Annotated in this window: 21 protein-coding genes and 2 pseudogenes; 3 read left to right on the top strand and 20 right to left on the bottom strand. The window is 31.4% G+C overall.

Annotated elements, in window-relative coordinates:
- Positions 1–10: 10 nt before the first annotated feature.
- The 13 genes and pseudogenes from EGX95_RS01210 to EGX95_RS01150 form a co-directional block, all read right to left on the bottom strand.
- Entirely contained in the window at positions 11–1,003 is a 993-nt protein-coding gene (locus EGX95_RS01210; protein ID WP_123805324.1) for a metallopeptidase TldD-related protein, read from the bottom strand.
- Positions 1,000–2,145: a hypothetical protein gene (locus EGX95_RS01205; RefSeq protein WP_042512103.1), complete on the bottom strand. Its 1,146-nt coding sequence runs from the start codon at positions 2,143–2,145 to the stop codon at positions 1,000–1,002. The genes EGX95_RS01210 and EGX95_RS01205 overlap by 4 nt, the downstream gene beginning before the upstream one ends.
- Before the next feature lie 10 nt (positions 2,146–2,155).
- The gene (locus tag EGX95_RS01200) at positions 2,156–3,211 is read right to left on the bottom strand and encodes a cytochrome P450 (RefSeq protein ID WP_042512104.1); all 1,056 of its coding nucleotides are present in this window, start codon (positions 3,209–3,211) and stop codon (positions 2,156–2,158) included.
- A 21-nt stretch (positions 3,212–3,232) separates the two neighbouring features.
- On the bottom strand, positions 3,233–5,341 hold the full coding sequence (locus EGX95_RS01195) for a carbamoyltransferase C-terminal domain-containing protein (protein WP_042512105.1): 2,109 nt from the start codon (positions 5,339–5,341) through the stop codon (positions 3,233–3,235).
- A complete protein-coding gene (locus EGX95_RS01190) occupies positions 5,338–6,861 on the bottom strand; it encodes a B12-binding domain-containing radical SAM protein (protein WP_061529248.1) in 1,524 nt (507 codons plus the stop codon). The genes EGX95_RS01195 and EGX95_RS01190 overlap by 4 nt, the downstream gene beginning before the upstream one ends.
- A complete protein-coding gene (locus EGX95_RS01185) occupies positions 6,836–7,141 on the bottom strand; it encodes a hypothetical protein (protein ID WP_142995886.1) in 306 nt (101 codons plus the stop codon). Before EGX95_RS01185 ends, EGX95_RS01190 begins: the two co-directional genes overlap by 26 nt.
- 1 nt (position 7,142) lies before the next feature.
- The gene (locus tag EGX95_RS01180) at positions 7,143–8,288 is read right to left on the bottom strand and encodes a radical SAM/SPASM domain-containing protein (protein ID WP_042512109.1); all 1,146 of its coding nucleotides are present in this window, start codon (positions 8,286–8,288) and stop codon (positions 7,143–7,145) included.
- A 113-nt stretch (positions 8,289–8,401) separates the two neighbouring features.
- Positions 8,402–8,575 (bottom strand): hypothetical protein, encoded by a 174-nt coding sequence (locus tag EGX95_RS30095; RefSeq protein WP_154696215.1) that lies wholly within the window; start codon positions 8,573–8,575, stop codon positions 8,402–8,404.
- Between the two features lie 30 nt (positions 8,576–8,605).
- The gene (locus tag EGX95_RS01175) at positions 8,606–9,814 is read right to left on the bottom strand and encodes an MFS transporter (RefSeq protein WP_052494312.1); all 1,209 of its coding nucleotides are present in this window, start codon (positions 9,812–9,814) and stop codon (positions 8,606–8,608) included.
- Positions 9,815–10,625: 811 nt separating this feature from the next.
- Complete coding sequence (locus EGX95_RS01165) at positions 10,626–11,120, bottom strand: hypothetical protein (RefSeq protein ID WP_042512110.1); 495 nt, start codon at positions 11,118–11,120, stop codon at positions 10,626–10,628.
- Positions 11,121–11,203: 83 nt separating this feature from the next.
- Positions 11,204–11,581 (bottom strand): hypothetical protein, encoded by a 378-nt coding sequence (locus tag EGX95_RS01160; RefSeq protein ID WP_042512111.1) that lies wholly within the window; start codon positions 11,579–11,581, stop codon positions 11,204–11,206.
- Positions 11,578–11,896 (bottom strand): annotated as a pseudogene (locus tag EGX95_RS30985) (transposase). Before EGX95_RS30985 ends, EGX95_RS01160 begins: the two are co-directional and overlap by 4 nt.
- 30 nt (positions 11,897–11,926) lie before the next feature.
- Positions 11,927–12,362: pseudogene (locus EGX95_RS01150) on the bottom strand (helix-turn-helix domain-containing protein).
- A 229-nt stretch (positions 12,363–12,591) separates the two neighbouring features.
- Between EGX95_RS01150 and EGX95_RS01145 the strand changes: the two are divergent.
- The 3 genes from EGX95_RS01145 to hfq all read left to right on the top strand — a co-directional run bounded on the left by EGX95_RS01145 (position 12,592) and on the right by hfq (position 14,191).
- Positions 12,592–13,686, top strand: coding sequence for a Rap family tetratricopeptide repeat protein (locus tag EGX95_RS01145; protein ID WP_042512112.1), 1,095 nt, complete (start codon positions 12,592–12,594; stop codon positions 13,684–13,686).
- The gene (locus EGX95_RS01140) at positions 13,683–13,814 is read left to right on the top strand and encodes a hypothetical protein (RefSeq protein ID WP_000751014.1); all 132 of its coding nucleotides are present in this window, start codon (positions 13,683–13,685) and stop codon (positions 13,812–13,814) included. Before EGX95_RS01145 ends, EGX95_RS01140 begins: the two co-directional genes overlap by 4 nt.
- Positions 13,815–14,005: 191 nt before the next feature.
- A complete protein-coding gene (gene hfq, locus EGX95_RS01135) occupies positions 14,006–14,191 on the top strand; it encodes an RNA chaperone Hfq (protein ID WP_042512113.1) in 186 nt (61 codons plus the stop codon).
- A 307-nt stretch (positions 14,192–14,498) separates the two neighbouring features.
- On the opposite strand, the gene EGX95_RS01130 is transcribed toward hfq, so the two are convergent.
- The 7 genes from EGX95_RS01130 to EGX95_RS01095 all read right to left on the bottom strand — a co-directional run bounded on the left by EGX95_RS01130 (position 14,499) and on the right by EGX95_RS01095 (position 22,290).
- Positions 14,499–14,792, bottom strand: a complete 294-nt coding sequence (locus EGX95_RS01130) for an ArsR/SmtB family transcription factor (RefSeq protein WP_000207868.1) — start codon at positions 14,790–14,792, stop codon at positions 14,499–14,501.
- Positions 14,793–14,864: 72 nt separating this feature from the next.
- Positions 14,865–15,302 carry a disulfide oxidoreductase gene (locus EGX95_RS01125; protein ID WP_042512114.1) on the bottom strand — a complete coding sequence of 146 codons (438 nt, stop codon included), beginning with the start codon at positions 15,300–15,302 and terminating at the stop codon, positions 14,865–14,867.
- A gap of 43 nt (positions 15,303–15,345) precedes the next feature.
- Positions 15,346–15,633 carry a hypothetical protein gene (locus EGX95_RS01120; protein WP_000084559.1) on the bottom strand — a complete coding sequence of 96 codons (288 nt, stop codon included), beginning with the start codon at positions 15,631–15,633 and terminating at the stop codon, positions 15,346–15,348.
- A gap of 73 nt (positions 15,634–15,706) precedes the next feature.
- Positions 15,707–15,910, bottom strand: coding sequence for a hypothetical protein (locus tag EGX95_RS01115; protein WP_042512115.1), 204 nt, complete (start codon positions 15,908–15,910; stop codon positions 15,707–15,709).
- 51 nt (positions 15,911–15,961) lie between these two features.
- Positions 15,962–16,606, bottom strand: coding sequence for a thermonuclease family protein (locus tag EGX95_RS01110; protein WP_042512116.1), 645 nt, complete (start codon positions 16,604–16,606; stop codon positions 15,962–15,964).
- 428 nt (positions 16,607–17,034) lie between these two features.
- Positions 17,035–19,698 carry a type IA DNA topoisomerase gene (locus EGX95_RS01100; protein ID WP_042512118.1) on the bottom strand — a complete coding sequence of 888 codons (2,664 nt, stop codon included), beginning with the start codon at positions 19,696–19,698 and terminating at the stop codon, positions 17,035–17,037.
- A 1,230-nt stretch (positions 19,699–20,928) separates the two neighbouring features.
- Complete coding sequence (locus EGX95_RS01095; protein ID WP_002073819.1) at positions 20,929–22,290, bottom strand: RNA-guided endonuclease TnpB family protein; 1,362 nt, start codon at positions 22,288–22,290, stop codon at positions 20,929–20,931.
- Positions 22,291–22,301 lie beyond the last annotated feature (11 nt).

Genomic DNA, 22,301 nt, shown 5'->3' with positions numbered 1-22,301 from the left:
ATGGGGAATTTCATTTCGTTGAAATTGGGGAAATTTGAATCGTTGTTGACACCATACTAATGGTACCAATCCACTTTCCCTTATTAAATAGCTTTTCAATGTCTACTATTTTATACATATAACTTCCTAATTCATAAAAAGTTAAAATAACATATTTTGTCTTAAGATCATTATTAATAATGTTAACATCATAAATTAAATGTACATGGTTATTATCTTCTAATACCCTATCCATATCTAATTCCTCTGAATCTACAATTAAATTTTGAATACTAGTACCATTTAACCCACCATGACCTGTTGCCTCTACTTTTCTTTTCTTTGCTGTAAATAAATCAAATGCAGGTGTAATTAACTTCCCATTTTCAACAAAAGTGATAGCTTTAACCTTAGTCCCTTCAAAATCAAAATTAGAATATGTTCCTGGATCTTTAATTATTAAATTTCCTAGAGAAAAATCGAGATTCGTATTTCCAATAATAATATTTAATAGCAGACTATGTAGTAGTTTAGATGCCGCATAAGGAGTAAACAACCATGGTAAATTAGCAACACTATTGATACAAGCTGTAACAGTCAATTTTAATTCCTCAGCAATTACCTTAGGGTTCAAATAATCGTATTCATACCAATTATTGATAATTTTTTCTCGTATATTACCATCAAAACTTGTAACTAATGAATACCTAATTTCTTCTTTTGTACTAGACAAAACACTTAAGCGATTGTTTGGGCCATCTATATGTTTTCTATGGAGATTATCGCTATTAAACTGATGGCTTGAGAAAGAAATTTCCAAGCCATCAAGAGGATATAAATTTTCAAAAGCTTTTTTTATTAAAAAATCTTCGTCTACACATTGATTCGTTATAAAAGTCCCAATCATATTATTGTATATAATTCGCATTCGTCGATAACTCTCGTTTTTTTCTTCGAGATAATTATTACCTTCTTTGCTAATGTTAGTTTGTACAGTTAAAAACTCCCATTGAATTTGTATCATCTCCTTAATAAAGTAACTTGATTTAATAGAATTGAAGGTGAATAATTGATAGTTGGTATTGAAATTCCATTTTTAGTACAACGTGCTGAATTAGCAAGCATTACATCATTCCCTATTCCACTAATTCTGTTTAATAATTGAGTAATAGGAATATAAAAGTAAAATGGATATATACTCTTCTCTGGTTTCCCTTTAATATATTTAACTGCATGTTCAACATGAAATATTCCAAAGCCATTAGTATATTCTGCACCACTCAATTTAATGCATTTAATGATTTCTCTATCAAAGTTGTAAAAATCTCCAACCTCCACTCCACCTGAAAGCGTCATTAATTCTGTACACCTGATGAGGCCTAGACCAGAATGCGGTGCGGCTTTAACAAGTCCAGAAGGTTTGTTAACATTATTTTTTCTTTCGTATATTTTATTTGCTATGTATCCTTGTTTTATAAAGAAATTATTTCTTACTTTAATACCTTCATCATCATAAAATCTAGTACACAAATTTTTTACATTAAGCTCTTTAATTCCAATTCTATCAAGATTGTAACTTGAATTTGATTCTAAGAAATGTCCTATCATTTCATGAATTAGAATTGATGCAGGGGTTGGTGGTAACAACAAATTCGCACTTTGATTTAAATCTAAGTCTTCATTGATTTTAGGATAATCTAAAATATAATTTGTATAATAAAAAGAAAAATTCTTTTTTATCATATCTAGTATTTTATATATGGAATCTGTGCCATCAGTAAGTTTTATTAATTTTCCATTTAAATTAAATGAAAAATATAAATCAAACCAAGATTTCACAATTTCAAATTGGATATCTTCACTATTAGCATAATTCCTTCTTAAATGAGTCACATGTATATTTATTTCAAAGTCTTGTTCTTTTTGTTTACTTAAGAACTCGTTCCATTTTTCAACTTCTTTAAAATCAATTTTAAAGTAATTAGTCATATGTTCACTTATATTCATTTGATCTACTTCTAGTTTGCTAAACCACTTTCCAAATTTATATATTCTACAAAAGGAAGAAGCATCAAAATAATAATTAGAAATAGAATATGCACTTTGATTTAACTCCATTTTAAACTCAAGGGTAAAATCTTTTCTGTATTCTTTATAAAAATCCACATTCTCCCCCCTAAGTAATAGTTCGAAAAGAGTTAGAATCTGCAAAGTACTCTATATTTCTTAAAAGAATTTGTTCGGCTGCAATCAGAGACATTGCTTTAATTGTATCTTTCCCTAAACAAAAATGACTTCCATGTCCAAAAGAAAGACTTTGATACATATTTTCTCTATTCCATATAAATTTACTAGCCTTTTTAAAATAGCTCTCATCTCTATTTGCTTCTGAAACTAAAATATTTATTTTATCTCCTTTCTTTATGGTTTCATGATTATTAATTTCAATATCTTGTATTGCTACCCTAGTAAGGCATATATTATTTAATAACCTTGCTGATTCTTCAAATACCTTCTCAAACAAAGAATTATCTAAATTTACTTTATTTATACCTTCCTTCATTTCCAATAAATTCTTCAAAAAAACCACAGGAAGCTCCATTGTCATCTCTGCACAAAGCATTTCAATAAACGGGTAAACAAATGTTACTTTTTCTTCTAGCGTCAAAGTTTCTGAATTTCTTAAAAAGAATACAAAACCGTCTGAACTAACAGGTTCTGAAATAATTAAATTTCTAATTTGTTCAAAAACAATATGATACGCTGCTTTTGAATACTCTTCGCTCACATCTTGCTTTCTAGTAAAGTTCACACCTGCCATTAGCTCAAATCCTTTACGATCCGAGATTCCTAATAACGAAAAGATAGCCTGTTTTATATAAGGCGAAATATATGTTTCTTTAACATCATGTATTTCCCCATCCTCAAGCATATCTAGGATATTAGAGGCTATAGGAATAAAGTATAAGTCTGATAGGTATATTATATTTTTATAAGTAAAAAAGCGGGAAAATACTTTTTTTAATCTTGGTAAACTTTCATCATTCGACAGTGTTAAGGCTAGAAAAAAACTAGCGGTTTCTTCATCAAATTCACTTAAGTGAGGAGTTCTTACAGAATTAGAATTTAGTATATTTTTCGCTATATTCAAGTCATCTACTATCCATTTGTTTTTTTGAATAGAAAAATAAATTTTATTAGAAAATGGGCATCCATTTTGTTTTTCTTCCAAAAATATTCTCTCCTTTCTAAATTATATTTGCTCACTAAGTAGTTTTCTAAAGAAATTACTTGCCTCCCCTTGGGGTGCTATCTGATTAATTAAGTACGCAATATCTCTATACTCATCATTTTTATAATTTACTAAAAACTCTATCGCAGTTGCTGATTCTTTCGAATAAGCACTCCATTCTAATATATTTTTCGCATAGTTTTCAGCCATATTGAAATTTTTTTGTCTTACAGCTAGTTTTAGCATATATTCACAATATGAACGAAAATCACTAGCACCTAATGAAAGATAATCTTTTTCGCACAAACCAAAATTCGATAGAATATTATCTGCTTTTTCTTCGTACCCTAAATACTCTAAATTAAGTAATAACTTTAACTTATCCACATAAGTTTGATTAAAAGCTTCCTTTTGCATTTCTTTATAGAGCGATGTTGGTATATTCTCTCTGTTTATCACATAATTATCAATAATTAATACGTCAGCCTCGGTTAACAGAAATTGCCTTACTGCATCATTTGGGCTCTCTACTAACGGTTCACCCAATACATTAAAAGATGTATTAATTACTGCTTCAATACCTGTTATTTCCCCAAATTCTCTTATAAGCTTATAATAGTTAGGTTGTAGATTTGGATTAACCACTTGAAATCTGACTGTATCATCTTTATGTTTAATCTCATCTAAACTATTATTTTTCACTTTACCCACAGCCAGCATATATGGCTTTAAGGAAGTAGCAACATTATCAGTATAAAGTAATTTTTCAATACCTTTTTCAGTTCCACTAATACCAAACGGCCTAAAATGCTCTCTAAGCTTAATTTTAGAATTTAGTATTTTGGTTATTCCATTCATCAAAGGGTTTGCTAATATACTCCTCGCACCTAATGCCCGAGGTCCCCACTCACTTTGTCCTTGAAACCAGCAAATAATTTTATTATTTAATAATAAGTCTACAGCTATAGTTATGGGATTAGTTTTTTCAACATATCCATCTAGATTGTAATTTTTTAAACTCAGCATAATATCATCAATTTTATATTTTTTTCCTAGAAATGGATTAAATTCCATGGGTACATCTAATTGATTTTTGAGTACTTTATGCCAACCATATAAAGCCAGTCCAATTGCATTACCATCATCAGTTGCCGCAGGGTGCACAAAGATGTCCTCCCACCCGATATCTAATAATTTTCCATTAGCAGTACAATTCAAAGCTACTCCACCAGCATAGCATAAACATTTTGCACTAGTACGCTCTAATAAATCAGTAGATAAATATAAGATAGCCCTTTCAAGTTCTTCCTGAGCTTTATATGCTAAATCATATGCTAGGGTTGTATCCCAATGAATTGCAATATATTTTTTTAGCAGTCCATCTATATGAGTTACCAAATAATCTTCCATACCTTTTCTAATAGGAAGAATATTTGACAAAAAATTATCAATTCTTGTTAGCGAAATATAAGTGTCTCCATTTATGAGAGTTATTAATTCTGGCCATTCTTCACGTTTATTCCCATAAGGAGCTAATCCCATAAGTTTACCAGCAGCAGGGGTCCCTGCTTCACTTAAACCAATCAGTGAGGCAAAAATATCATAAAACATTCCTAAAGAAATATCTTCTTTATTACCGAAATATTTTCTTACTTCTTGGATTTCTCCTGAGGTATAATGATATAAGGAACATTTTTCGAAATTTCCATTTAAATGATGACCTTGCTCATCTATGACAAGTATTGCGGCCTCTTTGAAAGGTGCTGTCCCGATAGCACTATATGCATGAGCTAGATGATGACCAGGCAAAGGAATTTCAACTACTTTTGTAGAGTCTATAGGGAAATAAGATAGGAAATCATTTTTACAAGAATTTATTGATCTTCCACATACAACTAAATCTAGTTCATCCAAAGATATATTAGCTTCTTGCAGTACATATGTAATTGAAGCCAACGGAGGAATAACTATACTTCTAGGATTGTTCTCATAGAATCCTTCGGACTTCTTCCTTCTATCTAGTCTCTCTTCTGAAATTGCAACTAAAACCTCTCCGTTTTTCAATAAACAAGCGGACCTATCATGATTTGACATATTTACTCCGAGAATATATACATGATTACTTTTCATCGTCTTCCTCCTATACCATCTACCATTTGGGTGCCACTAATTGAATTAAAAAGATATCTAAGCTCTTTTTTATTTTGAAACCTTACAGAAGTTTTGATTCCAGAGTGTTCTCTTGCTTGCTTAGCCTCTATAATGATTAGTTGGCTCATTAAATAAGCCGTAAATATTTGATTCCTATTCAGTTTATCGGTAGAGTATGTGGGATATCCTCCTGACTCCTGCATATAATCATAATCTTCAACAATATTTAAATTATATTTCTCTGGATTCATGGCATACTCTGTTCCCGGATGTGGACAGTATACATAAGTATTTATATTATCCACTATTCCTGTACTTAACAAATTAAAAATTGTAGTCAAAGAAGTTAATAAGGAATCAATATCTTCTTCTGGCGTACCAATAATCCATTCTAAGTGAACTTTTAACCCTTTATCCCTAGCTAATTCAATGGCATGTAAAACTGTATCTAACTTTTGCCCCTTCCCCATTTTTTTTAAAATATTATCATTTGCATTGTCTAAACCAAAATATACTCTATTTGTTATGGGTAATAATAATTGAGCTATCTCAGAACTCATTAAAGAGGAGTGTGTATACAATCCTTCTAAGAAAATTCCATTCTCTTTGAATATATTTGTTACTTTTTTCACATGTTCAATATCTTTTGTAAAGATTTCATCTTCTAAAAATGAGATTGTAGCTATTTCTCCTAAAGATCTTTTCAATCTTTTAATTTCTTTATCTATCCTTTCAGGTGATTTCTTTCTATAATTTAACCAGTTGGGAACCCCACTGCAGAATCTACACCTGAATTTGCAACCTAAAGTTGTTCTGATACTAAATGGGATGTTTTTAGGCTTAATACCTGTTAAATCCTCATATATTTCAAATGTATGTTCCAACAATTCATATGCTGGTAAAGCCATATTTTCTAAATCCATTACCATTGCAGGAACTGGAACTTTATTTACATTATTTTTAGTTAATAAAGAATTAAATTTTTTATCAGCTGCTCCTAATCCGTTAATTAATATTTCTGCAGCAATATCCCCTATCACTTCTTCCGGCTCACCAATTATTGAAAAATCAAGTTCTGGAACTATTTTATATAATTTTTCCTTAAGAACTGTGGCCATTCTTCCAGTAACCCCAACAATTACTCTAGGATTAATATCTCGTAGAATACGAGATATAGTTCTAATTCCATACACAGAAGCTGTGCTTCTACTTGGTATAAAATTATCTGCACTAAAAACAACCATTTTAGAAGGGTTGTTTTTTAATAATTCGTATAATTTCGGGTAGTCAGTTTCCTCGTTGTAACCATTAAAAAGATTAATTAATGGAAAATAATTTACTCCCAGACCTTTACTTTGTATTGCTCCAGCAACAAGTAACGGGGGAGAATCAATAGGTTCTATAAAAGGGTATAGTGAGGATACAGCGTTTCTGAAAACAGCTCTTCGGAATGGTGCCAATACTAATACATCTCTATACTCCGGAATTTTGTTTATCAAAGTTTAACCACTCCTCATTCCAAATTTCAAGTGAAACACCTGCTTTGTTTAAATTTAATAAGACTTCCTTAACCATTTTATAGTTTTGTAAAATCTCATTTTCACCAGTTAATGTAGCAAGTATTTTTAAACCCTCGTTAGGGCTGCTAGTTGTAACAATATCTAATATCCTTGCAGCATCTTCATTACAAGTAATTAATGCGCTTCCAAATCGAATCTCACAACCAAACTGATCCCTATAAATCCTAATGGCATTGCAACTATTTCCAATTATCTTCATGTTATACATTTATTACTTCTCTCCCCTTAACCAGTGGACATGTATAATCCTCAGCCAAAATGTTACCAATACCTGCAAAGGCTCTAGATCTAGAACCTCCACCACACATTTCTTTAATTCCACATTTATTACACATTCCTCGTATTAGTTCTATATCCAAATCTTTAAAGCTTCTTAATACCTCGCTACCATTCCAAATATTTCGAATATTTTCTTCCCTCAAATTCCCACACAATAATTCATCTTCCCCAATCAAAAGTATTGATGGATATACATCGCCATTTGATGAAATAGATAACTCTGCTACTCCCGCGATATCCCCAACACTTCTATCTTTTCGATACTCTTTCTCCTGTAATGGACTTCGGTAATTCCAAACATCTTCGCCTGATTTAATATCTATATTCCCTTGAATAAATGGTAAATAAAACTCCCAGGCAGCAGGAACTGAAATCTGCATTTTATTATACTTACCTTTTAACTTTTCTCTGGTTACTGCTGTGAAATAACTACTCCAAAGATCATAAGGTAACTCAAACTTTTCTAAGTGCTCTTTACCATACCCTCCTGGGAAAAATTTAATTCCAACCAAAGCATGTGCACCTAAATCGTTTACTAACTCATATGTTGGTATCCAATCTTCAATTGTGGCTTTAGTTAAAGTGAAGTTAACAGATGTATTAAATCCGGCTTTCACCATATCCTTGATACTTTTCACAACTTTTTCAAATAAGGGAACAGGATTGAAATTAGGATTGTTAACCTGCTTTCTTAATATACTATAATTTTCAGCAGTGGATCCGTCTAAGCTAATATTAACGTTTAAGTTCGGACATTTTTCCTTTAATAATTTAATGTTTCGTTCCGTAAAAAACAATCCATTTGATATAACAGATACCTGCCATCCTGGAAATGAACATGCATGTGAAAGAATATCAATAATATCTCTTCTAATAAAAGGCTCTCCACCAGCAAAAGCAATCCTTAGAACACCCATAGAATAAATTTCAGTTATAACATCTAAAATTTCTTCTGTCTTAAGTTCATTATCTAATTTTGGTCCTGAAGAACTGTGACAGTGAGAACAAGCTAAATTACACCCATTAGTCAAATTGAAATCTACATGAACAGGTCCTCTAAATTTCATAATATTTCTCCTTCTTTAAAATATAAAGGCAGGCTTTATAAAATTAATAAAGTACCTACCTTTATATTTAAGAATTTTTATTATTAACTAAGTATAAATCTTATTCATTTTCATTATCTTTTACTAATTTCAGCTTTAATTGCATTTTTCACTTGTTCTAGAACATCCTGAGGAATATCTACCGCTTTCCCTTGATTTGTTGCTTCAACAATTGAACCTGGGTTCGTACGATTCCATTGCATGGATCCTACTTGTGTTACCTCAAAAGCTGGCTTGAATTTTTTCATAATATTTCACCTCCTTTCAATTCAGATTTACTACCAAGAAACTTCATCAACATCTTTTTCTTTTTCATCTCTTAATGAAGGGGCTGCAATAGTATAAATAATTATTATTAAAGAAATTACAGTTACAAAAATCATTAATTCAGTTAAGTCAAATATATCTAAACCCGCACCTAGGGTTAACAATGCAATTTGTCCAATACCTGTTTCTACAATTCTTTTAAAAGAAAAAAATCTCCCGTGAAATTCACTCTCAATTTGTCGTTGATATAAAGTAGCTGTTAATGGCATAAATATCCCACAAGATAAACCAAATAGGAAGAATGAGATAAAAGGTATAATTATTGCAGATGAAAAAATCAATAAAAATTCAGAGATAAACATTAGCACACAAGATAGGATTATAAAATTTATAATATCCTTTTTTTTCACTAAAGACTTCACTAAAAACCCTGTTAATATCATACTTAAACCTTCAACTGTATATAATAAACCTTTAATTGAGGGATCACTTTGAATATTGCTGACTTCTATTACTATTAGGTTAAATCCTGAAATGAAACTAAAAGGTATAATCGATAAAACTAACGATTTAAACACTAGAGGATTTGATTTAATAATTGGGAATACTTCTTTGAATGCAAATTTCTTTTTTCCACTTTTACTAACTACTTTTTTTGGTTCTTCAAATTTTAAAAAGAATGTACTTATTAGCAGTATTGAATAGGCTATTAAACTATATGTATATATTTCTTTTAAAGAGATTAATAAAAGTAAAACACCTGCTAGTGCAGTACCTATAATTCTTGCAAAGGTCATTACATTCATTTGAATGGCATTTGCTTCTATTAAGGATTTTTCCTCTTTTGCGATTAAGGGGATTATTGATTGAACTCCTGGAAAATAAAATGATGAAGCTATGCCTATTAAAAACATAGATACCAGCATCCAAATTACAGAATTTAAATTTACAGCCATTAACATAAATAAGACCGCAAAAATTCGAACTACTCCTGATAGAATAAGTACAAACTTTTTATTTAACGAGTCAATAAGGGTACCTGCCCACGGGCCAAAAATGAAACCAGTTGCTATACCTATTATTAATATGAGTGACTGATTGAAACTGGATTCTACATTCTTCTGAAGAAATTCTAAATTCCCTATAAGTCCCAGCCACATCCCAAGCTCTGCACCAAGTACTCCAAACATAAGTATCCACAAATTTTTATTATTTCTCATTTAATTAGCTCCTTTAAGCCGAATGATATTACTAAGGATGTTTTATGAACTCTAGCAAATCTTTAGTGGTAATCAATCTATAATATAGTAAATATTGTATGCAATTCCCAAAAATATGTCAATGAATTATCTAAATTATCTGATTATTTTTTTAAAATAATAAAGCGTTTAGATCTTATCCCAACACTAATATCTTTTAAGTGGAAATGCCCTGCTTGCGATACACATCATAATAAGCATATTAACGCAGTACTGAATTTTAGAAATTATAATGAAAGAAGTAGAATTTATTTATACAGAATTTGCTATGCTAATATCTTAAAATATATATTTCCTCTAAAATTCAACAATTGATTGAGTAAATTAAAAAGGACATTTTATAAATGATATTATGCAATATATATTCAATTCATATATTTTACGTAATACGAAACGTATGTTACAATATCTTCTTCATCACTAATTAACTAGGGCTTTTATATATTTAGAAAACCATCGTAGAGAAAATCACGATGGTTTTCTTATATTTTATTTTATCATTTTCCGATATTAGGTGTTGGTTTGGAATAAAGATTAATCAAAAAGCGTGGGTTTAATTTTCTATTGTTTGCTTTACTAAAGGTAAATCATAAAATGTGTCACAGTGTATAAATTTTATATATTGTTCAATTATGCCTATTTGAGTCAATTTATCTCTAAAATTTTCAATATCATTCTCACTGTAATAATAAACATGCCATTCTGTATTTTCATTAACTCGTTCCTTAACTTCTTTAAAATATGGCAAATCCACATTAGGATTATAAAATCACTAATTTTCGAAGAATTCCTCGAGCTCTCTAGATAAGACATTCTTCCTATAGTTATTTACTAACTCAGGAAGAGTTGATTGTATAAATAACCAAAATGATTCAACATGCGCTGCTACAATTTGATTACCTTTAGAATGTACACAATCGTTTCTCAAAGTCCTCCAATATTCCATTTGATTAATTATCGATTCGCTAAATTCAAAATAACCACTATGTAATTTTCCTGTAGTAATTAAGTCGAATACTTTTCTTTCCCAGAATTCATCGTATGAAATTTCATCTGTTTTCTTCTTCAATTCCCTACCATACCCAATGGGAACATATGAACTTTCTAATGCTCTGTACTTCACTATACTTAAAAAAAATAAATATGACATGATATACGCTGATCTATAAGCTCCTGCTTTATAACATAATATTCCCTCTTCAATAAGACTCATAGCAGCTTCCGGAAATTCTATTTCACTAATAAACTTTTCAATCTCTAATTTCACTTTCTTTTCTCCTTTAACTTTTTCATCATCTGAAGAACGTTTATATGAATTTCCTTTTATAAAAATATTAGGAATAGATGATACTAATATGACGACTCATCTTTTAGCTCTTCGAGATATACATCCCTAACTAATTTACAGAAACCTATATATTCCCCGAAATAATCGCTAAATTGCTTTATAAATCCTTCTCTTTCTTCAATATGATGACACCATATAGACATACTCCCCATCAATTCGCCTATCTCCCTTTTAATTCCTTTTAATTCATCGGGCGATATACCTTGCGGGTAATCATTAAACCACTCCAACCAATCCGCAATTAGCTCCTCCACAGGGGATATTCCAGATTCTGAGCAGAAATTAAACTGCCTTTTTCCTCCTGTGATAAATGTGTCTAAATCATTTAAAATTAGACGAATTATATAGGAAGTACTCACATTTCCGATACTATGTTTCATTTGTTCTCCTCCTTTTCATTTTTTTCTTTCAATGAAATATGTTTGTTATACCATTTATTTATTTTTCCTTTGTAATACTTTTCGACTTCGTAATCCGGAATCCAAATTTCACGATTATAGATTTTACTCATAACACTTTCTAAAACATCCTCATGTTCTCTCGGTTTCAATCTACGGTTATGAACCTTAATCTTCTCTATATAAGCCTCTCTCAGCCAATTTGATATGGTTTCACGCTGTTTTTGCTTTAGGTCAGACCATTTCCTTATTAGTTTGTAGTAATTGTCCCTTAGAATTCCTTGTGTGATTCTTCATCGAACGCTACCTCCCCTAATTTATTTTTACTCACTTTTTATTTGAACCGCAAACACAGCGCATTCCAAATCGAGTCACAGCATATGTCGTGCCAATTTTACGGATTGAGCCTTTTGGGAAATCATTTATTCTTTTACGTAATGTTGATGATTTAATTCCCCACTCTTCTATTGCATCCGTACTACTCATAATTTCGTTATCCAATAGATTAAGCTCTCCCCATTCTACATCTTCAAAATTAAATCCGTCCATCTCTAACTGCTGCAGCATGTCTCTTTCGTCCCCTTTTACCGCAAACAAATTATGATCCCCCCCCCCGCTGGATTTCTTCTAACACTTCTACATTTAGATACTCATTGTCAGTTACCTCGAACGTACTATTCTCAGATATATAATAATAGTTACCTTCTTTTACTTTGAATATAGCCTTACTCCATACACCATCTGCATTAGTACCCTCAAAAATTCTTTCTGCTTATATATTTATTAATTCTTCTATTACGCAAATGTGATAATTAAACTCACTTCAACTATATTACGTTTTTGTGAATTAAATGTAAGTCAGTTATTTTAAATTAACTGTTTTTTCTGAATTCTATTGAAAAATAAATTTAAAACTGTTAAATAAAATATAGATTTCGCTATAATGGTAATATATAACATTAGTAGACTTCTATAGGATGGGGGAATAAATAATGATTGTTTCAACTAAGGGAAACAATGAAATTACAAAGCTACTAAACGATTGGTATCTTGAAATCCGCTCAAGACGTATAGGTAATGCTCATCAATTAAAAGAAATAATTGATACTAAGATTCATAGTATTGAAGAGGATCAGAATTTATTGCTCTACTACTCACTACTAGATTTTAGATATCAATTTGTAATTGATAATTTAAGCGTTTCAAAAAGCAGTTTTGACAAAGTTGAGGCTTTTGATATGCCTACAGATAATTTCTTAGCTTATTATTATCACTTTTTCAAAGGAATTCATGCCTCTACTATTGGAGAATATCAAATCGCAAAAGAGAGTTATGAAAATGCAGAAAAACTTTTAGACTGCATTCCTGATGAATTGGAAAAAGCGGAATTTTATTATAAAGTTGGAGCTTTCCATTATGATATATATCAAGGGCTTTTATCTTATAAAAAAGTATCAGAGGCAAGGGAAATCTTTGCTCAACATGCTGGGTATGAAATTAATGTCGCTTTTTGTGATAACCTTATAGGCTTAGCTTGTACTCATTTGAGAGAATGGGAACTCGCTGAAGAATATTTCACGAAAGCAATGGATATGTTCCAAAAAATAAACGAAGAGCAATTTATTTTAATGGTTCGTCAAAATTTAGGGTTAATGTATGCTACTCAAAACCTTTCGCCATTAGCTATTAGATATCTTTCAGAAGTAAATCAAAAAATGCCTAACAATTATAAAGCACTATTTATTGAGGCAAGAGAACATATGAAAGAAGGAAATCACTCCGTTGCAAAAGATCTCATAGTAAAAGGACATTCCATTTGTGAAGAGGTTGCAAATATAGAGTATCTGCACCATTTTAAAATATTAGATGCAATGAATGGAGATTTTCCTGCCGAAGCACTTGAAAGGACAGTGTTAGAAGGCGTATCATATTTTAAAGAGCAAGAACTTTTTGAATACATCAAAGAGTATGAAGAATATCTTGCTACTGCATTTTATAAAGAAAATAACCATGTTAAAGCAAGCTGTTATTTCTATTCATGTTCTCAAGCAGGAAAAAAAGCTTTTGAGAAGGAGGCATTAAAATGAAAAAGACAATTCTCGGTTTAGCTGGTGTAATTACTATTTTTACTTTAATGTTTGGTGCCCAATCCCCTACAGAAACACAAAAAGCTATTGATGTTATTCAATATGCACACGGAAATCATGGTGGATAATAAATAAACAAAAGTCTTCACTTTATGGTGAAGGCTTTTGTTTTATACGAAATTGCTCCGAATAAGAATCATAAAAACATCATTTAAAAATCTTTATATAATACAAAAATGATACTATTAAACTATTCCTTTTGCATCCATAAGAAGGATTTAAAAAGATTAGAACATTTAAAGAGAGGCGGAAACTATTAATGCATACACAAGAAGATTTTTACACAAAATTAATAGAGGAAAAAAGATTAGTAACGATATTTTTATTAAACGGAATAAGGGTGCCAGGGATAATTATCGCTGTTGATAAATTTTCAGTGCTAGTTTCCAGTCATGGAAAGCAACAGTTCATTTACAAACAGGCTATTTCAACAGTTTCTTTATGAATACCAGTTTAAAATCCAATTTGAATTACGTTTATTTTTGCAGTAGTGTAAAATAAAAAAGGAATCCTCAGTACAAGGATTCACCCCAGGAAATATGCATAAATAAAAAGAATTAAGTTTATTATAATATAAAAGTAAACGAAACATATTGAGAAAAAATAAGATTGAAGTTTGATAGAAAAGAATAATATTTGCTAAACTAAATGTGCAAAAATATATGCAAAATCACAAATAAAATAAGGGCAGCCATATCAGGCTGCCCTTATTTTATTTTTAATCTCATAATCTGCTATTTAGTTTGAGCTAATTATAAACCTAGTACACTAACAATCTGACATGCTTTTGAATTTACAATATGATAATACATCTCTAATCCCCTTCTTTCCGAACGAAGAATCTTCCCACGCATTTTAGATAAATGCTGAGATACGGTAGATTGAGGAATATCTAATAGCTCCGTTAATTGTGTTACATTACAAATCTTGCGGTGTTCTAGCTCCTTCACGATTTGTAACCTAACTGGATGGGCCATAATCTTTAATAATTCTACATCCGCCTCTGGGATTTTGTGCATTTCATTACTTGCTTGAATAGTTGTCATTTTAAATTCTCCTTTTTAGTTTCTTTTTTTATTTTCAGTTATAAGTATTTTGTGTTTGTATGAGTATATCGATTATAATCGCTGTGTTATTTGTTCTTTTGTCTCTTTATCTGGTTTAATATATAAAAGTATTATGATGGCTAAAAATCCAACAAAAGATAGCATAGGAATCGAGATGAAACCAAACAAATTCAAATAATCTTCTGTACAAGAAACACCTACTGAACATATCTTCATTTCACTTGTTGGAAAAGCCTGAATCGTAATTTGATAGACAGATATTATTAATCCAATACATGCAAATGGAAATGCATATATACTTACATTAGGATCTTTCCTATACATTCCTATACCCAATATTAATACTAATGGATACATGGCCATCCTTTGATACCAGCACAAATTACATGGAGGCAGCTTCATCCATTCACTAAAAATTAAACTTATAAGCATTGCGCTAGTAGCTATCGTCCAAGCAATTGCAATGTGATACTTTTGAATGATCGACATCTTATTTTCGCCTCACGTGTTTTTTTAAAATGCAAAACATTTGCTAATATATGACTAGTTTATTTCCGTGTTTCGAGTACCCTGTTTCAATAGAAAGTATCCAATCGTTGATATCTTCCCAGTCGTATCCCCTCTCTTTTAATTCTAGAGGGAAAAGATTTTCAAAATCACCACGCATTTCGTACATTGTTTCTAATGCTTTTTCTAGCGGACCAAATCTATATACCATGTGTGTATGTATTTTTTTGTTTTTCTTTTCTGCTACAACTAAATATACATACCGTCTTTCTTTCGCTAAAACAAACTTCAAAAATCCAGGTACTTGACTCACCTTTCACACTCCTTTTTGGTTTTCCTTACCTAGCTTAAAAAGATATGAGTAAGGAAAACTATTGAGTTTTAATTTACTGATTTAATAAATGTCCCGTTTTTTTGCTTTGAAAATACAAGAAAACGCTCATCGTCACAATATTTATTACACCAGCTGCAGCACCGATTTTGGAGATAACATACACATATTCATTATTACTAAATGGTAATAGGCTCGCGAAAATAAATAAAATTGAAATGATAAAGGATAAGAGCATATTTCTTTTGTTTTCATCCATTCAAAAAACCTCCATTTTACAAAAATATTTGTATTGCAATGGATTAGGGTGCTAAGCTGCATCATTACGGTTATAATGCCGTTTCTTTTCATTTACAAACCCTTTAATGCTCCACACTCCTGCCATTGCTTCTTTTGCTTCTTTTTCTGCCTCAAGCATTTCGGGTAGTAATGTAGTATTAGGTTTAGAAATATAGGCTACAATCCCATAACCCGACTTGGCCATTAATTCATTGATGTGTATACCATTACAAAATATATAAGCCAATTTCCTACCGTACTTGTCTTCTTTTGGTCCTTGATCATAAACCAAGGTTACACTTTTCCCATCTAGCTGTTTCTTTAAAAAGGAAGAAGCTTCTTTTCCCATTTTTTGTGGTGGGATTTTTTGAGATACAGACTCAGGGGTATCTAATAACAGTAACCTTACCGTCTGTTTCTGCCCCTTTACGTTTACGTCTATCGTATCTCCGTCTTTTATATGTAATACCTTCCCTTTAACGGTCTCTAAGCCTTTTAATTTCCCCTTATAAGCTTCTGGAATATCAACAATACCTTTCCCTTCTACGTGCCGTTGTATTCCGTTTTGTACTGCTTGGGCAGGTCTCGAATCAATTTTTGTTTGCGCGGAACTGCTGCATGCTGACATTTGAATTACGAATGATGTTATACAAATAGCTTTAATCCATATTTTCATATCGAAATTTCTTCCTCCTACTTAAAATACGAAAATAGCTGTGTCTAATAAACAAACGGACTTTCCAATGTATTTACTTCTCGATAATTACAACATAGGCAAAACTGTATCCATTTTGGATAATCATTATATAGTTCTCTAAATGAACGTTTCTTACAATTCGGGCATATCGACGCCATGCTTTTTTCATTCTCTTCCTGACTTTTCAATTTTTCAAAAGATACATTAGTAGATGTTATATTACTGGTACACAATATATATCCCCCTTTTGAGTCTTGAAATCTTAAAAATACATAAAAAAGGACACACCTATGGCATATGTATGCGTAGGTGTGTCCTTTTGCAAGATAGTTTTAGAAGTATTTTGTTACTTTCATCATATCATAGTTCTTATTAATTTTATATATGAAATTTAAGATTTTGCGATATTATTTCTTCTTCTCATTTATAAACGTAAGTCTCTTCTGTGCGGAGTCATATGTTAATTTTGCACCGAATAATTCCCCCGTTTTTTTTGATTTAAATCCTTGAATTGTATCAGTCATATTCTTTTCTAGTAATTTCTTAATTTGATTAGCTGTAATTTTTTTTTCGAGTATCATTCCTGAAATGATGAAATCACAGTCCTTCTTGTATTGTTCACATAGATAGTTTGTTTTCCCTATTATAACCCTACTCTGGCATAATGGACATTTACCTACTGTACGATCAGCCGTTGTTGGACGTTCAAAACAAATTCTAAGGTCCTCCTTTAATCGGATAGCTGCAGTGAATTCTCCGTAATCTCCTTTAAAACCATGAATAAAGTCTGTAACACGATTCTTCAATAATTTCTTAATCTGGCTATCAGATAATTTCTTTCCTTTAATTTTAGCGAATATTGCAAAATTACATCCACTTTGATAATCTGAACACCCAAAAAACGTATCACGTTTTAAAATGTGTCCATTTTGACATTTTGGACAACGTCCGAGTGATAATTCTTCAACTGTAGGCAAATTAAAGCTTACTTCACCATTTATAAATGCTAGATAAGCAGAAAACTCTTTGCCATTTGATTTAAATCCTTTTATAACATCCGTTTTATTCTCTTCAAACAGTTTTTTAACTTGTGCTGCAGGAATTGTTTTTTCCTTTATTCTTTTGGGGAATCCAACGTTACAGTTTGGATGGTTACTACACCCGAAAAATTTCCCTCTATCTAAAATTATTCCATTTCCACAAGGGCATTTGCATACTTCTATTTGTTGCTTCCAGTTCTCTATTAAATTGTACGAAACCGCGTCAGGGATTTTTATAATTTCTTGCGTTATTTTTTGTATAAATTCATTGGTTTGTACAATGAATTCTTTATAACTCATCTCATTCTTTTCAATGCGATATATCATCCCTTCCATTTCAGCTGTGTATAATGGATCTTTGACTTGCGAGACAGGAAATTGCTCAATAAAGGAACGGCCAATTGGAGTCGTTGTAATTTTCCCTTTTTCAATGGCTATATAGTTTTTCTCGTGTAGAGCTGGAATAAAGGTCGCTTCGGTCGCAACGGTTCCAATTCTTTTCCCTTTCATTAATTCTTTTAAATGTTCATCGTCAATTTTCCGTCCTGCTGTTTCCATGAAAGTCAGAATTGAGCTTTCTGTGTGTAGAGCTGGTTTCTTTGTTTTGGATTCCTGTAACTCAAAATCGCAGATTTGAAGTTCCTGTCCTTTTTGCATGATAGGAATTTTAAATACTTCCACACTTTCTTCCTCTACTTCCTCTTGAAACACTTCTAGAAACCCTTTTTCTCGAAGTACACTTTCTTTTGTTTGATAGATATTTCCCATCGCGTCAATAAGCGATACTTCTCTTACCAGGTATACTGCAGGACGCATGAAATTACCCACAAAACGTTTTACCACGAGGCTATATAGTTGTTTTTCAATCTCTGGACGACCTTCCTCTTGATATTGTTTAGTCGTCGGTATAATAGCAAAATGGCTTGATACAAGCTCATCATTGAACGTTTTATGTTTCACATCAATTGCTTCAATGTCAACGGATTGTACCAGGAAAGAATACTGACTCTTAGCTAGTGCCTGCATAACACCTTTTACACGATCCACTTGTTCTGTAGGTAAATGCCTAGAAGATGAGCGTGGGTAGGTTATGAAACCTTCTTCATACAAAGTTTGAATGTGTTTTCTGGAAGTTTCAGCATTAATTTGTAATTGCGCATGGGCATCTTTATACAGGTCTGTTAAGTTATATAGCAATTTAGGATTCTTCTTCCTGGTTCCCTCTTTAAACTCTTCTACTACAAGATATTGCCCTTTTAAATCTTCTCCCAAACTTCTTAATGGCGATGGGTTTAACACTGGGTCTTCTGTTTTCATAACCGGTTTAAGTCCTAAATCTGTTATTAACTGCAGATGATAATAAGATTGTTCTCTATAGTTTTCAATTGCTAATTCGCGTTGGCGTATCTCATTTAATAAACACATTTGTACACGGCCGGATGACAATAAGAACTTATTTTGTGCTAATTTTGTGGTACATCCCCTGGTTATATTCATTCCTAATAGATAATCCAGATACTGCCTTGCTTTAGCAGAATACGCGAGTCCATCGTATTTAGACGCACTTTCTAATCGATTGAGAGCTCTCTCTAATTCTGCCGCTTCAAAAGAGGATTTATATACACGAGATTGCTTTTTATTCACACCTGCAAATTCATATACTTCCCTATAGATTAACTCTCCCTCGCGGTCCGCGTCACAAATGTTCACGGCATGGTCAACATCAGGGCGTTGCAGCAGTTTAACAAGGATTTGTAATTGTTCAGCATTTTCTTGTTTCACCTTATAAGCTGGCTCATAAATTAAAGGTAGGTGTTCTAAACTAAACACTTTGTACTTTGGATCCATCTCTTCTGGATTTTTTAATTCCAGAAGATGCCCACGGCACCAACTAACAATATAATGATCATTTTCATAATAACCATAATAAGGTTTGCTACCAGTATACTTTTGTGAGTGACGGAATCGCGGTGATTTCATAATTTCATTGGCCACTTTTGGTTTTTCTGCAATAAATAATGTTTTCCCCATAACTTTTTCCTCCTTAAACAAAAAAAGGACACACCTACGCTATGGTTATGCGTAGGTGTGTCCTTTTGCAATATGATTTTTTCAGTATTGGATTACTTATATAATAACATTTACTCTATTTATATACAAATCGAATCAAAGTTCAATGAGACTCCTATATATCTATCGTGTTGTTTAAACTTCGCAATGATTTTGTGAAGTGCCGAGCGTCTCCCCAATTTCAATACATCTATTGTTTTGTTTTAACAAGGAATAGAAAGGAGCAAAATATATTGTGGGTAATAATTTCAATACATCTATTGTTATGTTTTAACCAGTTTCTCTTATCGCCTTATAAAAACAATACATATTTCAATACATCTATTGTTATGTTTTAACGAAATACTGAGACGAATGAATTATCTGTCGCTATACAATTTCAATACATCTATTGTTATGTTTTAACCCCAATAATATATGGATGATTAACAATGAATTTTGCGATGACCCCTTGTATATCAACAATATTCTGCTTTTTTACCAGCAAATTAATGTATTATGTAACGGTCTTTGTGTTACACCCTTCAAAGCATCCAAAATGCTTATGTATCAATGTTTTTTTAACATTCGATACTACCTTATGGAGTGTTGACACTTGGTAAATTCACCTTGTATTACTTCTCCATTTATGGCGTGGAAATTCACCAAAAATTTAATAATTTACACTCTTGCAACCAGGGTTTCTTAATGATTTGTTATCTTTTTAAATACATCTATTGTTCTGTTTTAACGATTGACGACATTGTTCAATAGTTGTAATCTTGTTTGATTTCAATACATCTATTGTTCTGTTTTAACAATCCACATAGCATACGGTGTCATATAATGACTTAAATTTCAATACATCTATTGTTATGTTTTAACGGATAATGGCCGTTATCACATTGTAGAGGTGGATCAATTTCAATACATCTATTGTTATGTTTTAACCCCGATAATAGATAGATGATTAATAACGAATATTGTGACAATCCCTTGTATATCAACAACATCCTGCTTTTTTACCAGCAAATTAATGTATTATGTAACGGTCTTTGTGTTACACCCTTCAAAGCATTCAAGATGCCTATGTATCAATGTTTTTTAACATTCGATACTACCTTATGGAGCGTATACACCTGGTAAATTTACCGTGTATCACTTCTCCATTTATGGCGTGGAAATCCGCCAAACTACTACCTACTACCTTATTTAATTAATATTTTCCATCTGCTCTATATACTGTTCTTTATATTTTGTTAAATTTAATTTTTCTTGTAACTTCAATTGTTTTTGTATTACCTTCTCAATATTGTACACAGAAATGTTTTTGGCAGCATTGTAGTCTGCATGAACTTTAAAACTACATTGCTGACATTCAAAGGTAGATTGATTTTGCCGATTATTTTTATGGATATACCCACATTCACTACATCGTTGACTTGTATAGGATGGGTCAATTTTCACCACTTTAATCCCATATTGATTTGCCTGATTCTTGATTTTTTCCTGCAAATCAAAATACGTCCAATTTTTTAGGAATGTTTGTTCTTTACTTATTCCTTGTAAATCCTCTAATTGTATAGTGCCACAATTATATTTTAAGCACTGTTGCACTATATAATTGGCATACTTATGATTCGTAGCATTTCTAAACTTGGCTATTTTATCATTTAGTACTTCAATTGGTTTAATTCGTTTTTTACGGCCTTTCCCTATCCTATTTCCACTACAATACTTACCTTGGCGTAATAAACTTATACGTCTATGCTCAATTTTTTTTCGAAAAGCCTCAATTTCTTCACCACTAATTCCCCCTCTTACCAAACCTTTATTAAACGCAAAATAGAGAACATTTATTTTCCCCATATCTATGCCCATAATTAAATCTTCATCAAATTTAAGTTCTTCTTTTATATTTGACTTATAAGTAATAGATAAATACCATTTCTTTTTATGTTTATGGAGCATGCAAGCGCCTTTGGCATATGTACTATCAATTATTCTATCTAAAATTACCTTCATACTATTTTGTTTTCTTGTCGATAATTTCACTAAAATTTTACCATTGGGTAAATCGTTTTCTTTTATAAATTTTGATGAAAAAAGAGATACGCTTGCGATATAATCACCACTCTTTTCTTTTATTATCTGAATAGAGTTTCCATGAATATCAATTGGTAAATTGTTTCGGAATGAAGGAATGGACATCTCACCACTCCAAATTTCTTTTTTTCTACTATTCCAGGTCTTAATTGTCTTCTGTAGAGTAGTGGACATATTGGCTTTATTAATATCTTGATATTCTTCTTTTAACTGATCATAAATATATCCACTTATGGTTTTTTGAGTACACCCATATAATTGTTGGGCACTTGGATATTGGCCAGTATCCTTAAAGTGCTTCAATGATTGATTATCATATTCCCACAATTTTTGTATAGTTCTATTCCCAATAGTTCTAAAATGATATGAAAGTGTACGTAAATATATTTCAAACGTCTTCCATTCTATATTTACAGGACAGACTATTTGGTATTTCATGACTTTTACAACTGTACTCAAATAGGTCACCTCACTGTTAT

The organism is Bacillus sp. FDAARGOS_527 (genome assembly GCF_003812125.1).
Classification (GTDB): Bacteria; Bacillota; Bacilli; order Bacillales; family Bacillaceae_G; genus Bacillus_A; species Bacillus_A paranthracis.
This window is presented reverse-complemented; position numbering and strand designations above follow the sequence as displayed.

Bases quoted from the DNA above. Each gene is read 5' to 3' on its own strand.
- EGX95_RS01210 (WP_123805324.1), bottom strand. From the start codon at position 1,003: ATGATACAAATTCAATGGGAGTTTTTAACTGTACAAACTAACATTAGC.
- EGX95_RS01195 (WP_042512105.1), bottom strand. From the start codon at position 5,341: ATGAAAAGTAATCATGTATATATTCTCGGAGTAAATATGTCAAATCAT.
- EGX95_RS01185 (WP_142995886.1), bottom strand. From the start codon at position 7,141: ATGAAGATAATTGGAAATAGTTGCAATGCCATTAGGATTTATAGGGAT.
- EGX95_RS01180 (WP_042512109.1), bottom strand. From the start codon at position 8,288: ATGAAATTTAGAGGACCTGTTCATGTAGATTTCAATTTGACTAATGGG.
- EGX95_RS30095 (WP_154696215.1), bottom strand. From the start codon at position 8,575: ATGAAAAAATTCAAGCCAGCTTTTGAGGTAACACAAGTAGGATCCATG.
- EGX95_RS01175 (WP_052494312.1), bottom strand. From the start codon at position 9,814: ATGAGAAATAATAAAAATTTGTGGATACTTATGTTTGGAGTACTTGGT.
- EGX95_RS01160 (WP_042512111.1), bottom strand. From the start codon at position 11,581: ATGAAACATAGTATCGGAAATGTGAGTACTTCCTATATAATTCGTCTA.
- EGX95_RS01145 (WP_042512112.1), top strand. From the start codon at position 12,592: ATGATTGTTTCAACTAAGGGAAACAATGAAATTACAAAGCTACTAAAC.
- EGX95_RS01140 (WP_000751014.1), top strand. From the start codon at position 13,683: ATGAAAAAGACAATTCTCGGTTTAGCTGGTGTAATTACTATTTTTACT.
- hfq (WP_042512113.1), top strand. From the start codon at position 14,006: ATGCATACACAAGAAGATTTTTACACAAAATTAATAGAGGAAAAAAGA.
- EGX95_RS01130 (WP_000207868.1), bottom strand. From the start codon at position 14,792: ATGACAACTATTCAAGCAAGTAATGAAATGCACAAAATCCCAGAGGCG.
- EGX95_RS01125 (WP_042512114.1), bottom strand. From the start codon at position 15,302: ATGTCGATCATTCAAAAGTATCACATTGCAATTGCTTGGACGATAGCT.
- EGX95_RS01115 (WP_042512115.1), bottom strand. From the start codon at position 15,910: ATGGATGAAAACAAAAGAAATATGCTCTTATCCTTTATCATTTCAATT.
- EGX95_RS01110 (WP_042512116.1), bottom strand. From the start codon at position 16,606: ATGAAAATATGGATTAAAGCTATTTGTATAACATCATTCGTAATTCAA.
- EGX95_RS01100 (WP_042512118.1), bottom strand. From the start codon at position 19,698: ATGGGGAAAACATTATTTATTGCAGAAAAACCAAAAGTGGCCAATGAA.